General features: G+C 67.3%; 11 protein-coding genes. 9 read left to right on the top strand and 2 right to left on the bottom strand.

Features of this window, described 5'->3' with window-relative positions:
- The first annotated feature begins 119 nt into the window (after positions 1 to 119).
- Together AC07PE_RS01275 and AC07PE_RS01270 are read left to right on the top strand one after the other, a co-directional pair.
- Positions 120 to 2,021 (top strand): hybrid sensor histidine kinase/response regulator, encoded by a 1,902-nt coding sequence (locus AC07PE_RS01275; RefSeq protein WP_498760850.1) that lies wholly within the window; start codon positions 120 to 122, stop codon positions 2,019 to 2,021.
- A 2-nt stretch (positions 2,022 to 2,023) separates the two neighbouring features.
- Positions 2,024 to 2,944 carry a pyridoxal-phosphate dependent enzyme gene (locus AC07PE_RS01270; protein ID WP_498760848.1) on the top strand — a complete coding sequence of 307 codons (921 nt, stop codon included), beginning with the start codon at positions 2,024 to 2,026 and terminating at the stop codon, positions 2,942 to 2,944.
- A gap of 61 nt (positions 2,945 to 3,005) precedes the next feature.
- Here the strand turns inward: AC07PE_RS01270 and AC07PE_RS01265 are convergent, their stop codons facing one another.
- Positions 3,006 to 4,217: an esterase/lipase family protein gene (locus AC07PE_RS01265; RefSeq protein WP_498760846.1), complete on the bottom strand. Its 1,212-nt coding sequence runs from the start codon at positions 4,215 to 4,217 to the stop codon at positions 3,006 to 3,008.
- Between the two features lie 189 nt (positions 4,218 to 4,406).
- Complete coding sequence (locus AC07PE_RS01260) at positions 4,407 to 5,591, bottom strand: dienelactone hydrolase family protein (RefSeq protein ID WP_498760844.1); 1,185 nt, start codon at positions 5,589 to 5,591, stop codon at positions 4,407 to 4,409.
- Between the two features lie 250 nt (positions 5,592 to 5,841).
- On the opposite strand from AC07PE_RS01260, the gene AC07PE_RS01255 reads away from it, so the two are divergent.
- The 7 genes from AC07PE_RS01255 to AC07PE_RS01225 all read left to right on the top strand — a co-directional run bounded on the left by AC07PE_RS01255 (position 5,842) and on the right by AC07PE_RS01225 (position 13,349).
- Positions 5,842 to 6,321, top strand: coding sequence for a MarR family winged helix-turn-helix transcriptional regulator (locus AC07PE_RS01255; RefSeq protein WP_498760842.1), 480 nt, complete (start codon positions 5,842 to 5,844; stop codon positions 6,319 to 6,321).
- Entirely contained in the window at positions 6,318 to 8,063 is a 1,746-nt protein-coding gene (locus AC07PE_RS01250; protein ID WP_498760840.1) for an MFS transporter, read from the top strand. The genes AC07PE_RS01255 and AC07PE_RS01250 overlap by 4 nt, the downstream gene beginning before the upstream one ends.
- Before the next feature lie 21 nt (positions 8,064 to 8,084).
- Entirely contained in the window at positions 8,085 to 9,176 is a 1,092-nt protein-coding gene (locus tag AC07PE_RS01245; RefSeq protein WP_498760838.1) for an HlyD family secretion protein, read from the top strand.
- Positions 9,173 to 10,606 (top strand): efflux transporter outer membrane subunit, encoded by a 1,434-nt coding sequence (locus AC07PE_RS01240; RefSeq protein WP_498760836.1) that lies wholly within the window; start codon positions 9,173 to 9,175, stop codon positions 10,604 to 10,606. The genes AC07PE_RS01245 and AC07PE_RS01240 overlap by 4 nt, the downstream gene beginning before the upstream one ends.
- A gap of 139 nt (positions 10,607 to 10,745) precedes the next feature.
- Positions 10,746 to 11,369 carry an NADPH-dependent FMN reductase gene (locus AC07PE_RS01235; RefSeq protein WP_498760834.1) on the top strand — a complete coding sequence of 208 codons (624 nt, stop codon included), beginning with the start codon at positions 10,746 to 10,748 and terminating at the stop codon, positions 11,367 to 11,369.
- A 37-nt stretch (positions 11,370 to 11,406) separates the two neighbouring features.
- Entirely contained in the window at positions 11,407 to 12,027 is a 621-nt protein-coding gene (locus AC07PE_RS01230; RefSeq protein ID WP_498760832.1) for a tRNA-uridine aminocarboxypropyltransferase, read from the top strand.
- 110 nt (positions 12,028 to 12,137) lie between these two features.
- Positions 12,138 to 13,349 (top strand): PA0069 family radical SAM protein, encoded by a 1,212-nt coding sequence (locus tag AC07PE_RS01225; RefSeq protein WP_498760830.1) that lies wholly within the window; start codon positions 12,138 to 12,140, stop codon positions 13,347 to 13,349.
- The last annotated feature ends 14 nt before the right edge of the window (positions 13,350 to 13,363 follow it).

Genomic DNA, 13,363 nt, shown 5'->3' with positions numbered 1-13,363 from the left:
AGAATGTGAAATCCATGACAGCGTGCGCGGACAAGATCAACGCCATCCGTGTATGATTAAATGGATTTGAATCAATACTTTAGTGCACTCGACACGAACGTTTAGCCATGAGCGAACACATGCAGCGGAAGAAAGTCTTGTCGGATGAGCGGCGCTACCAGTACCTGATCTCCGGCATCAACGACTACGCGATCTACATGCTCGACCCGCAGGGGCACGTGAGCAGCTGGAACGCGGGCGCCAACCGGTTCAAGGGCTACGTCGCGCAGGAAATCCTGGGCGAGCACTTTTCCCGTTTCTATACGGACGAAGATCGCGCCACTGGCCTGCCGACGCGCGCCCTCAAGACCGCGCTCGAGCAGGGCAAGTACGAATCGGAAGGCTGGCGCGTGCGCAAGGACGGCACCCGCTTCTGGGCCCACGTGGTGATCGACCCGATCTACAACGAGGAAGGCGTGCTGCTCGGCTTTGCCAAGGTCACGCGCGACGTCACCGAGCGCAAGGCCGCCGAGGACAAGCTGCGCGAGAGCGAGCAGCGCTTCCGCCTGCTGGTGCAGGGCGTGACCGACTACGCGATCTACATGCTGTCGCCGGAAGGCCTGGTCACCAACTGGAACTCGGGCGCCGAGCGCATCAAGGGCTATACCCACGACGAGATCGTCGGCAGCCACTTCTCGCGCTTCTATACCGCCGAAGACCAGGAGGCCGGCGTGCCCAAGCGCGCGCTGTCGACCGCTGGCAGCGCCGGACGCTTCGAGGCCGAGGGCTGGCGCGTGCGCAAGGACGGCACCCGCTTCTGGGCCCACGTGATCATCGACGCCATCTACGACGACGACGGCAAGCTGATGGGCTTTGCCAAGATCACCCGCGACCTGACCGAGAAGAAGCGCACCGCCGAGGCGCTGGAAGCGGCCAACGCCGCGCTCTATCAGGCGCAGAAGATGGAATCGATCGGCCAGCTCACCGGCGGTATTGCACACGACTTCAACAACCTGCTGTCGGTCCTGTCGAGCGGCCTGGAAGTGCTGGCCCTGCAGCGCGGCGGCGAAGCCGGCAGCAGCCGCACCGTCGACAGCATGCGGCGCGCGGTCGACCGCGGCGCGCGCCTGACCCAGCAGCTGCTGGCCTTCGCGCGCCAGCAGCCGTTGCAGGCCGAGACGCGCAGCCTGAACCGCGTCATCACCGCCTTCGAGCCGGTGCTGCGGCGCGCCGTCAATTCGTCCATCGAGTTCGAGGTCGACCTCGACCGCAAGGCGCACAGCGCCGTGATCGACAGCGCGCGCTTGGAGTCGGCGCTGCTGAACCTGGTGGTGAACGCGCGCGACGCCATGCCGGACGGCGGCCGCATCGTCATCGCCACGCGCAACGTCACGCTCGGCCACCACGAAGCCGGCAGCCTGCCGGCCGGCGATTACGTCAAGGTGACGGTCAGCGATACCGGCACCGGCATGCCACCCGATGTGGTGTCGCGCGCCTTCGAGCCTTTCTTCACCACCAAGGAAGTGGGCAAGGGCACGGGCCTGGGCCTGTCCCAGGTGTACGGCTTCATCAAGCAGTCGGACGGCGACGTCGTGATCGAGAGCCGGGCGGACGAGGGCACCACCATCGCGATCTACCTGCCGGCAGTCGTGTCCGAGGCCCAGGAAGACCGCCGTCCCCACGTCGAGCGCGTGCTGATCGTCGAGGACGAGCCCGACCTGATGGACGTGGCGGCCTCGCTGTTCACCAGCATGGGCTATGAGGTGCTGACCGCCTCCAACGGCCGCGAGGCGATGGACGTGCTGGAGCAGCGTGACGTCGACATCCTGTTCACCGACGTCGTCTTGCCGAACGGGATGGACGGCCTGCAGCTGGCCGCCTACACGCGCACCCATTATCCGGACACCAAGATCATGCTCGCTTCCGGCTATCCGCTGCCGGCGCTCAAGCAGAGACACGGCCAGGACCTGAACGACTTCGCCTTCGTCAACAAGCCTTACCGGCTGGCCGACCTGGCGCGGACCCTGCGTTCGGCGATCTGACGATGCTGCACATCGAAACGCCGCTGATCGAGTCCGGCGCGATGCCGGTGCGGGCCGGCCAATCCGTGTGGCTGAAGATGGAAGCGCTGCAGCCGTCCGGTTCCTTCAAGCTGCGCGGTATCGGACACGCTTGTGAGGAATACGCGCGGCGCGGGGCGCGCCGGTTCATCTCGTCCTCGGGCGGGAACGCGGGCATCGCCGCTGCCCATGCCGGGCGCCGTCTCGGCCTGCCGGTGACCGTCGTGGTGCCGGAAACGGCCAGCGCGCGGGCGCGCGAGCTGATTGCCCGCGAGGGCGCCGAGATCGTGGTCCACGGCGCTTCGTTCCAGGAGGCGAACGCGCTGGCCTTATCGATGCTGGGCGCCACGGACGCCTTCATTCACCCCTTCGACGATCCCTTGCTGTGGGAAGGACACGCCACGATGATAGCCGAGGTGGCGCGCGCCGGCTTCACGCCCGACGCGGTGGTGCTGTCGGTGGGCGGCGGCGGGCTGCTGTGCGGCGTGGTCGAGGGCTTGACGCGCAATGGCCTCGATGCGGTGCCGGTGATCGCGGTCGAGACGGTGGGCGCGGATTCGTATGCGCGCTCGCTGGCGGCCGGCGAACGGATCGAGCTGCCGGGGATCAGCAGCATCGCCACCTCGCTGGGTGCGCGCAAGGTGTCGGAACAGGCCTTCGAACTGGCGCGCCGCCATCCGGTCGAATCGGCGATGGTGAGCGACCGCGAGGCCGTCGAGGCCTGCCTGCGTTTCATGGACGACCACCGGATCGTGGTGGAGCCGGCCTGCGGGGCGTCGCTGGCGCTGGCCTATCGCGCCAATGAGGCTTTGGCGCGCTTCGAGCGGGTGCTGGTGATCGTGTGCGGCGGGGTGACTGCTACTGTGGAGCAGCTGCAAACCTGGGGGCGGACGCTGCCGCGTTAAGCGTGGGCTCGGGGAGCCCACCCTACGTGAGCTTGTAGGGTGGGCTCCCCGAGCCCACGCATTACAAGCCGAAAATAATGTCGCAGATGCGGTCATACACCGGATCCGCCGACGGCCCCGGATTCGGCCAGTTCAGGATATCGAAGTGGTCGTAGCCCTCGTAGGTCCCGAGAAAATTCCAGCTGCCCCGCACCGCCTTGCCGTCGTAGTCGCGCGCCGGATGGCCGGCGGGCGCGCGCATGCTCACCGTGTTGACCACGCCGTCGCTGGCGAACCAGCTGCTGTCGATGCGCACCCGGCCCAGCGCCGACTGCGTGTATGAGCCCATGCCCGGCTGCGCCAGCGAGCCGACGATCAGCTCCCCCGAGAACAGTTTGAAGTAGGGGATCATGTCCTCGCGCGGGTACTGGAACTGGCTGCTCTGGACCGGCGCGACCGCGCGGTCGCTGCCGTTGCAGCACCAGGGGCCGGCCACCGTCGCCTGCGTCCCCACCGAAAAATAATAGACCGAGGGCGAGGTCAGCGCCCAGCGGTTGAATTCGCGCGCGCCGTCCGGCGCCAGTTCCCAGTGCGCCAGGCGATTGTCGAGGATGTCGCGCAGTGGGCTTCTCAGATCATTTTTTAGCATAGGCAGCACGTCCAGCACCGCATCGCGCAGGGTGGTGCCGTTGTGCGGCGCCGAGATCGTCACCACGCTCTTCACCCAGCCGGTCTTGCCTCCGCGGTAAAGCTCGCCGCCGCCTTCGTCGCCGTCGGGCGAACCATGTTCCAGCAATTGGATCAGGGCGCGGATGGTGGTGCCGCCCTGGCTGTGGCCGATCAGGTGGATCGGGTGGGCCGCATCCCATTGCGGGTAGAAGGCGAGGGGATAGTCATGCGGATTGTTGTTCGGATCGGTGGCCCAGCATTTGCCGGGCGGCTGGCGCGCCTGGCCGGGATAGCCGTAGCGGGCGACGTGGGTGGCGCCGTAGTCGACGCAGCCGCCCTTGATTTGCGCGTACAGCTCGGCGGCGCGGTCCCAGTTCGAGCTGATCGCGCCGACGCCGGCCGTGTAGACCGCATGCGGGCCCTTGTAGAGCTGCATGCGGGCGGCGATGTCGTGATAGCCGCCCCAGTAGAGGAAACCGTTGCCGGGAAAGGTGTCCGGCCCGAAGCCGAGGAAGCCGTGGACCAGCACGACCGGGTGATTATTGGCGGCCCCGGCCGGCGCAGCGTTCAGCAGGCAGGCCAGGGCCAGCAGCGCTCGGGTGCAGAGGGTGTTGATGGACGACATGTGGCTCTCCCATTTCGGGTGGCGGGCTCTACATTGTCGTTTTGGTATTAGTGGGGGAGCTTGAGCGACCCCAAAACGTCATTCCCGCGGAAGCGGGAATCCATATGCCGCGTGACTAGTGGCTCAGCATGGATTCCCGCCTTCGCGGGAAGTCAGGTCGGGCAATGCCCGGCATGACATGGTTTTATGTTAGTTGGTGACAGCCGCCGTACTACCCATCTGCGCGGTACCGGCCCCATCGCCCACCGGCGCCGGCGTGTTGGACGCCGTCACCGCCGCCTTTTCCGCCAGGTCCGGGTTCCACACCACATGCTCGTCGATCGAGTACAGGCGGCACGGCTTGTCGCTCTTGGCCGAGCAGGTAGCCAGGGCGCGGGCTTCCGGGTCTTCGCCTTCTTCGGCCCAGCACCAGGCGCCGCTGCTTGACACCGCGAAGGCGCGCGGCGTCATCTTGGTCAGGTACTCGGCATAGGCGCGCTTGCCGTTTTCGCTCAGGAAGGGCACGGCCTGGACGTCGCCGACCTTGGCGAAATTGGTCGGCTGCGGCATCGGCGGCTCGGGCACCTTGTAGATCACCTTGGTCGGCATGCCGACGCGATCCAGGAACTGCATGGTGTCGGCCAGCCAGACCTTTTCGCCGTCGCGGCTGGCCAGCATGCCGTGCGAATCGCGCTTGAAAGCCGCGTACTCGACCAGGCGGGCCTTGCCGCCGGCCTGTTCGAAGGCGTCGTGCATGCGCGCCACCAGTTCGGGGCCGAACAGCGAATCGTTCTGGCCGTACATCCACAGGCTCGGGACCTTGTTCTGCGAGCCGTATTCGGCAAACGCCGAGACCAGGGCCGAGCGCCAGCCGCAGCCGTTGCTGTCGTCGCGCAGGCCGCCGGCAAAGTTGATCAGGCCGCGCACGCCCGGCAGCTCCTCGGTGCCCAGCGCCATCGTCGCCAGGCCGCCATAGGACTGGCCGGCGACCACGATGCGGTCGGCGTCGATCCATTTCTGTTCGCGGGCGTATTCCAGGGTGTCGCGGATGTCTTCGGCCTGGGTGTAGCCGTTGGCCGTCATGTCGCAGCCGTGGTCGCGGTAGCGCCCGGTCGAGTTGGCGAAGCCCTGGCGCATCGGCACCATCACCGCATAGCCGCGCGCGACGAAGGCGTGGGCCATGTGATAGAAACGGTCGCGCGGCTGCAGGTTCGGGTGACCCGGATCCTTGCCGTGGTTGATGATGATCAGCGGGAACGGACCAGGACCGTTCGGCTGGAACACCGTCGTCTCCAGGCGCGCCTGATGATTGCGGCCGGCCGGGATCAGGACGATGTGCTCGTTGATCCTGTAGTCGAGTTGCAGCTCCTGCTCGACCGAGAAGCCGGGCAGCATGGCAAGGACCACAATCGCTGCGGAGGTAATTTTGCGAACAGATGCAGGTGCTCTAAACATGGAAAACTCTGGAAACGGGGCTCACGGATGTGTCCGTTTGAAACCAATTGCTTAGCGGAATGAGTTGATTTTAAGCACTGTAATTTCTGAGAGCAATATCCGTTTAACCAATTCGCGCATTAAATCTTCGCGTGTGGCCACATTTGCCAGAACAGGCAGATAATTTGGTCGTCCAACGATTTGGTGGCCTATGCTTACTCCGGATGAACGGCTGAGCGAACACATCAGTGAGCGATTCACCCAGGCTCTGCAGGCGGGCGGGCGCGCGTGGCACAAGGCGCTCGAACGCCAGCTCAAGGCCTGCGGCCTGACCGCGGCCGGGTGGAGCGCCATTGCCGCGCTGGCGGAGATGCAGCGCGCCGCCGGCGCCGAAGACGCGCGCCCGCCCTCGCAGACCGCGCTGGCCCAGCAGCTGGGCGTGGACGGCGCAACCCTGGTCGCCACCATCGACCGCCTGGCAGCGGCCGGGCTGATCGAACGGATTCCGAGCAGTCAGGACCGCCGCGTCAAGCTGGTGGTGCTCACGCAACAGGGCAGCGAACTCGAGCAGAAGGTGAGGGTGCAGGCCGACACCTTGCGGCGCGAGGCGCTGGCGCGGCTGGATCCCGGCGAAGTCGCGCTGGCCGCCGGCGTGCTGGAGCGGCTTCAACAGGTGCTGGAGAACGCATGAGCGACAAGTACGCCCCGCGCGAATGGCACCCGGACGAACGGCCGACCATGCCGGGCGGCCCGTCCTTTCCCGCTCACACCACGCCGCGCCGCATCGCCTTCTTCCTGGTCGGGACCCTGGTCACCCTGACCGGCGGCCTCGGCAATGCGCTGGTGACGGTCAACCTGGTCAACCTGCAGGGCACGCTGGGCGCCTTTGCCGCCGAGAGCACCTGGCTGCCGACCGCCTACGTGATGACGAACGTCTCGATGAACCTGCTGCTGGTGAAGTTCCGCCAGCAGTTCGGGCTGCGCGCCTTCACCGAGTTCTTCCTGGTGCTGTATGCGCTGGTGACCTTCGCCCACCTGTTCGTCAACGACCTCGGCTCGGCGATCGCGGTGCGGGCGGCGCACGGCATGGTCGGCGCGGCGCTGTCCACCCTCGGCCTGTACTACACGCTGCAGTCCTTCACCAAGGCCTGGCGTCCGCGCGGGATCATCATCTCGACCGGCATCTCGCAGCTGGCGCAGCCGATCGCCTATCTGTTCTCGACGCGGCTGCTGGAAGTGGCCGAGTGGCGCGGGCTCTACGTGTTCGAACTGGGCCTGACCCTGGTGACGCTAGGCGCGGTGCTGTGGCTCAAGCTGCCGCCGGGCGACCGCTTCAAGGCCTTCCGCCCGACCGACTTCCTCACCTTTGCCCTGTTCGCGCCCGGCATGGCGCTGCTGTGCGCGGCCCTGAGCTTCGGCCGCGTGCTGTGGTGGACCCAGGAACCCTGGATCGGCGTGGCGCTGGCCGTGTCCATCGTCCTGATCCTGGCGGCGGTCGCCGTCGAACACAATCGCAAGAACCCGCTGCTGAACCTGCGCTGGCTCACCAACGGCATGATCGCGCGCCTGTTCATCGCCATGATCCTGGTGCGCGTGGTGCTGTCCGAGCAGAGCGTGGGCGCGGTCGGCTTCCTGCGCATGGTGGGCTTGAACAACGACCAGCTGCAGACCCTGTTCCTGGTGGTGCTGCTGGCGACGCTGCTCGGCATCGCGATGTCCGCGCTGACCCTCAATCCGCAGCACCTGATGGCGCCGCAGGTGATCGCCCTCCTGATCATGGCGCTGGGGGCCTGGATCGACTCGCACGCCAACAGCCTGACGCGCCCCGAAGAGATGTACGTCAGCCAGGGCCTGCTGGCCTTCGGCGGCGTGTTCTTCCTCGGGCCCTTGCTGCTCACCTTGTTGGGCGCGGTGATTTCGAACCCGGCCAACCTGATCACCTTTTCGGTGCTGTTCGGCCTGACCCAGAACCTCGGCGGCCTGCTCGGCTCCGCGCTGCTGGGCACCTGGCAGGTGATGCGCGAAAAATTCCACTCGTCGAACCTGGCCGACCACCTCAGCAGCCTCGATCCGATGGTGGCTGCCCGCATCCAGCAGGGCGGGGCGGCCTACGGGCGGGTTCTTGCCGATCCGTCCTCGCGCACGCGCCAGGGCATCTCGGTGCTGACGCAGACCGCCACCCGCGAAGCCAACATCCTCGCCTACAACGACGTGTTCCTGGCGATCGCCATCCTCGCCGCCGTGCTGGCCGTCTGGATTTTCGCGCGCGCGTTGTGGCTCAAGTATGTGGCGCCGCCGCCCGCCGCAGCGCCCGCGCCTGCACCCAGCGCCGTGGCGCCGGCGCGCGACACCGTCACCGATTCGCCGATCGCCAACGCCGTGGGCGATCCGCCCGAGCCGGAAGCCGCAGCCACCGCAATCCGCCCATCATGAACAGCTGAAGCAGAAGACACCATGGCCGAGACCACGACTAGCAATACCAAAGAGCAGCAAAAATCGAACCGCCACGTCATCGTCAGCGGCGCCGTGTTCGCGCTCATCGCGCTGATCGGCGTGCTGATCGTGCTGTATGCCTGGGACCTGCCGCCCTTCCGCAGCACCATCGAGAGTACCGAGAACGCGACGGTGCGCGGGCAGGTGACCATCATCAGTCCGCAGCTGTCCGGCTACGTGGTCGAGGTCGACGCACAGGACTTCCAGCACGTGAAGCAGGGCCAGCTCCTGATGCGCATCGACGACCGCATCTACCAGCAGCGCCAGGAGCAGGCGCGCGCCCAGCTGGCGGCCCAGCGCGCGGCGCTCGCCAATTTCGCCCAGAGCCAGAAGAGCGCGGCCGCCACCATCGCCCAGAACGAGGCGGCGGTGGCGAACGCCGGCGCCCAGGCCCAGCGCGCCCAGGCCGACCTGCGCCGGGTCGAGGAGCTGGCGGCCGACGGCTCGCTGTCCGCGCGCGAAAGGGATGCCGCGCGCGCCGCCCATGCGCAGGCGGTGGCGCAGACCGCGCAGTCGCGCGCCGCGCTGGAGATCTCGCGCCAGAGCCTGCGCACGGTGGACGTCAACCGCGCCTCGCTGGAGGCGGCGGTGAGCAACGCCGAGGCGGCCGTGAAGCTGGCCGAGATCGACCTCACCAACACCCGCATCCTCGCCCCACGCGACGGCCAGCTGGGACAGGTGACGGTGCGCCTGGGCGCTTTCGTGAACGCCGGCGCCCAGCTGACCGCCCTGGTGCCGCAAACCATGTGGGTGGTAGCGAACATGAAGGAGACGCAGATGGCCGGGGTGCGCCTGGGCCAGCCGGTCACCTTCACCGTCGACGCGCTGAACCACGCGAAGATGCGCGGCCACGTCGAGCAGATCGCGCCGGCCACCGGCTCCGAATTCTCGGTGATCACGCCGGACAACGCGACCGGTAACTTCGTCAAGATCGCCCAGCGCATCCCGGTGCGCATCAGCATCGACCCGAACCAGGAACTGGCGGCGCGCCTGCGGCCGGGCATGTCGGTGGTGGCCAGCATCGATACGGCTGCGCAAGGACAGCAGCGATGAGCAGGGTGGTTCGCCTATCGCTGGCCTCGGGCGCGGCCGCGCTGCTGCTGGCCGGCTGCCGCATCCCGGTGCAGGAGCGGCCTGCGTCGACGATCGAGGTGCAGGCAGGCTGGCGTGCGCCGTTGCAGGTCGGTCCCAACGCCGCCGTCGAGCAGGAGTGGTGGCGGGCCTTCGGCGATCCGGTGTTGGACACCCTGGTGGCGCAGGCCCTGGCGCACAACGGAGACCTGCGCACGGCGCGCTCGCGGCTGCAGGAATACCAGGCGCGCATCCGCGTGGCCCGCTCGGCCCAGGAACCCAGCGTGTCGGTGAGCGCGGGGCCGACCCGGGCGCGCGCCATCGGGCCGCTGGGCACGCCGGTCGAATCGACGGCGGTCACGGGCAACGTGCAGGCCGCCTACGAATTCGACCCGTGGGGCCGGCTCGAGGCGGCCACGCAGGCGGCGCGCTTCGACTATGCGGCCCAGCAGGCGGCGGCGGACGCGGTGGCGCTGTCGGTGGCGGCCAGCACCGCATCCGGCTACCTGAACCTGCGTGGGCTGGACGCCCAGCTGGCGCTGGCCCGCCAGACCCTGCAATCGCGCGAGCGCTCGCTGGCGCTGGCGCGGCGCCAGTTCGAGGTCGGCTACAGCTCGCGCCTGGAGCTGTCCCAGGCCGAAGCCGAGTACCGCAACACGGCCGCCGTCGTGCCCCAGCTGGAGCGTTCGATCACCCAGCAGGAAAACGCGCTGAACCTGCTGGTGGGCGCCAGCCCCGGCCCGGTGGCGCGCGGCGCCGAGCTGACCAGCTTGCGCCCGCCAGGCATCGCGCCCGGCCTGCCGTCCGAACTGCTGCGCCGCCGCCCCGACATCGCCCAGGCCGAGCGCAGCATCGCCGCCGCGGACGCCAGCCTGGCCGCGGCGCGCGACCAGATGCTGCCTTCGCTGCGCCTGACCGCCTCGGTCGGCGGCTACGCGCACAGCCTGCCGGACCTGCTGGGCTCCGGCACCACGCTGTGGAGCGTGGGCGGCAGCGTGCTGGCGCCGATCTTCGATGCCGGCCGTCTGCGCGCCCAGGCCGAGATCTCGGCGTCCTTGCGCGACCGCGCCGTGTTCGCCTACGAATCCGTGGTGCGCAATGCCTTTGCCGAGACCGAGAACGGCTTGTCGGCCGTGCAGCGCCTGCGCGAGCAGCTGGAACAGGCCGAGGCGCGCCGCGTCGCCACCGCCGAGGTGCTGCGCATCGCCCACAACCGCTACCGCAACGGCTATTCGTCCTATCTGGAAGAGCTGGACGCGCAGCGCAATGCCTTCAGCGCGGAGACCAACGTGCTGCAGCTGCGCGCCAGCTGGCTGGCCGCGCACGTGGACTTGTATCGCGCGCTGGGCGGCGGCTGGCCTGGAGCGTCTGACAGAGTCCATGGCGGCGTTGCACCCGTCTCGCCGTACTAGCGTACTGTCTTCGCCGGTGCGCCTTGCCCTGGGCTCTGTCAGACGCTCCAGGTCGCTATATCGGGCGCGCTGTCGAAGGAGCACTGACTAGAATCGACTAAACGATTTAAAACATTTTTTTAAATAAACGGAGGCTGGCATGATCAACATTGCAGTGATAGTGGGCAGCACCCGCCCCGGACGCAAGGCGCTGGACGTGGCGCGCTGGGTGATGGAATGCGCGGGCACGCGCGGCGACGCCGCCTTCGAACTGGTCGACATCCAGGATTTCCAGCTGCCGCTGCTGGACGAGCCGGTGCCGCCTTCGATGGGCCAGTATTTGCAGCCGCATACGAAAGCCTGGGCGGCGAAGATCGCCGAGTTCGACGGCTTCGTGTTCGTCACGCCGGAGTACAACCACGGCACCTCGGGCGCGCTGAAGAACGCGATCGACTTCCTGTACAAGGAGTGGAACAACAAGGCGGCAGGCTTCGTCGGCTACGGCAGCGCGGGCGGCGCGCGCGCGATCGAGAGCCTGCGCCTGGTGATGGGCGAGCTGATGGTGGCCGACGTGCGCGCCCAGGTCATGCTGTCGCTGTTCACCGACTTCGAGAATTTCACGACCTTCGACCCGGCCGAGCACCACGAGCGCGCGGTCGAGACCATGCTGGACCAGGTGGTGCACTGGGCCGGCGCCCTGAAGCCGCTGCGCAAGGACGATCCGCCGGTGCCGGTGCCGGACAACATGCCGCCGCGCGGGGAGCGGGTCGGCGGGAGCTTCTGAGTTCGATGTGCGAGGCGCGCGGGTACAATCGCCGCCCATGACGACATCCGAATCCCGCCGCCCGACCTGCGCCGCCTGCCTGCGAGCACAGAGCGCCTGCATCTGCCGCTTCGTGACTCCGCTGGCCAGCCAGGTCGAGCTGCTGGTCCTGCAACATCCGCTCGAGGTGCACAACGCCAAGAACAGTGCGCGGCTGCTGCACCTGTGTCTGCCGTCCAGCCGGCTGCTGGTGGGCGCGGTGTTTCCTTTGACGGAACTGGATGCGGCCCTGCATGCGGACGAGCGCATGCCGCTGCTGCTATATCCGCAGACGGCGGGCGAGGCCGAGCTCGGGCTGCCGGCGCCGCCTGTGCTCGATCCTTCGCTGCTGAGCGCGCCGGAGATGCTGCGCCTGGTGCTGCTCGACGCCACCTGGCGTAAGAGCCGCAAGATGCTCTACCTTAATTCCTCACTGCAAGCCCTGCCGCGCCTAACCCTGCAGGACTTGCCACCCTCGGCTTATCGGATTCGCAAGGCCCATGCGCCGGACCAGCTGTCCTCACTGGAAGCGGCTGCATTTGCACTTTCGCAACTGGAAAAGCGGCCCGAACACTACGCACCGTTGTTCGAGAGCTTCAACGGGTTTGTGGAACAACAATCCCAGCGATTTCGCGCTTGAACCCGTAGTAAAGCGGGTGTACGATACTGTATATCCATACAGTACTCGGGAGCGCCATAGTGAATCGCCAACAAGCTTGGGCTGAAGACGTGGAATTGCAAGGGCAGGTCATGATCCCTCCGCGGCCGTTGACGCCGCACAAGGGCCGTGGCGCCGTGTCCAACCTCCAGGGCCGTTACGAAGTCCACGGCCGCGAGCGTTTCGACGACGGCTGGACGGTTCCGGGACTGAAGACGGACGAGCCGGCGCCGCCGAAGACCATCGTTACGGATGAGTTCGCCAAAACCATCCTGACGCGTAACGCCTCGCCGGACATTCCCTTCAATGTCTCGATCAACCCCTACCGGGGCTGCGAGCATGGCTGCATCTATTGCTTCGCCCGGCCTTCGCACAGCTACCTCGGCCTGTCGCCGGGGCTGGACTTCGAGAGCCGCATCTTCGCCAAGGTGAATGCGGCCGACCTGCTGCGCCGCGAACTGGCCAAGCCCGGCTACGTGCCCGAGAGCATCGCCATCGGCGTGAACACGGACGCCTATCAACCCTGCGAGCGCGAGCGCGGCATCACGCGCGAAATACTGCAGGTGCTGGGCGAGTGCAATCACCCATATGGGCTGATCACCAAGTCGGCGCTGATCGAGCGCGACATCGACCTGATCGCGCCGATGGCCGAGAAAGGCCTGGCCGCCGCCGCCATCACCCTCACGACCCTGGACGGCGAGATCGCGCGGACGCTCGAGCCGCGCGCGGCAGCGCCCGCACGCCGCCTGCGCGCGATCCGCACCCTCACGGACGCCGGCATCCCGGTCAGCGTCAGCGTGGCGCCCATCATTCCCTTCATCACGGAACCGGAAATCGAGCGCATTCTCGAGGCCGCCAGGGACGCGGGCGCGGTTGGCGCCCACTACACGGTGTTACGCATGCCGTGGGAGGTCAACCCCTTGTTCCATCAATGGTTGTACGCTCATTTTCCAGACCGGGCGCAACGCGTGCTGAACCGCATGAAGGATATGCACGGCAACAAGGAATATGACAGCGAGTTCGGCAAGCGTATGAGCGGCGAAGGCATCTGGGCCGACCTGATCCGCCAGCGCTTTACCAAGGCCATCAAACGCCTGGGCATGGATGGCTACAATGGCCGCTTCAGCAAGATGAACGGCGAGCAGTTCCGCCGGCCGCTGGTGGTGCCCTCGGCGGCTGCCTGCCAGCGGCGCGACGAGGACGTCACCCAGCTGGACCTGTTCGGCGGGGCGCCGGCGGCTGAAGGGGGCGGCAAGCCGGCCAGCAAGAAGACCAAGGCGAGTCCGCAGCTGGATTTGTTCTGACCGGGCGGGCGATC

It is taken from the genome of Telluria sp. GW821-FHT07G12 (genome assembly GCF_059418525.1).
Note: the sequence above shows the minus strand (reverse complement) of the source record. Positions and strands in the feature narration are given on the sequence as shown.

What these genes read in the sequence shown, in the direction of transcription:
- AC07PE_RS01225 (WP_498760830.1), top strand. Translation starts at nt 12,138, where the DNA reads ATGATCCCTCCGCGGCCGTTGACGCCGCACAAGGGCCGTGGCGCCGTG.
- AC07PE_RS01250 (WP_498760840.1), top strand. Translation starts at nt 6,318, where the DNA reads ATGAGCGACAAGTACGCCCCGCGCGAATGGCACCCGGACGAACGGCCG.
- AC07PE_RS01270 (WP_498760848.1), top strand. Translation starts at nt 2,024, where the DNA reads ATGCTGCACATCGAAACGCCGCTGATCGAGTCCGGCGCGATGCCGGTG.
- AC07PE_RS01240 (WP_498760836.1), top strand. Translation starts at nt 9,173, where the DNA reads ATGAGCAGGGTGGTTCGCCTATCGCTGGCCTCGGGCGCGGCCGCGCTG.
- AC07PE_RS01265 (WP_498760846.1), bottom strand. Translation starts at nt 4,217, where the DNA reads ATGTCGTCCATCAACACCCTCTGCACCCGAGCGCTGCTGGCCCTGGCC.
- AC07PE_RS01235 (WP_498760834.1), top strand. Translation starts at nt 10,746, where the DNA reads ATGATCAACATTGCAGTGATAGTGGGCAGCACCCGCCCCGGACGCAAG.
- AC07PE_RS01230 (WP_498760832.1), top strand. Translation starts at nt 11,407, where the DNA reads ATGACGACATCCGAATCCCGCCGCCCGACCTGCGCCGCCTGCCTGCGA.
- AC07PE_RS01260 (WP_498760844.1), bottom strand. Translation starts at nt 5,591, where the DNA reads ATGCTGCCCGGCTTCTCGGTCGAGCAGGAGCTGCAACTCGACTACAGG.
- AC07PE_RS01245 (WP_498760838.1), top strand. Translation starts at nt 8,085, where the DNA reads ATGGCCGAGACCACGACTAGCAATACCAAAGAGCAGCAAAAATCGAAC.
- AC07PE_RS01255 (WP_498760842.1), top strand. Translation starts at nt 5,842, where the DNA reads ATGCTTACTCCGGATGAACGGCTGAGCGAACACATCAGTGAGCGATTC.
- AC07PE_RS01275 (WP_498760850.1), top strand. Translation starts at nt 120, where the DNA reads ATGCAGCGGAAGAAAGTCTTGTCGGATGAGCGGCGCTACCAGTACCTG.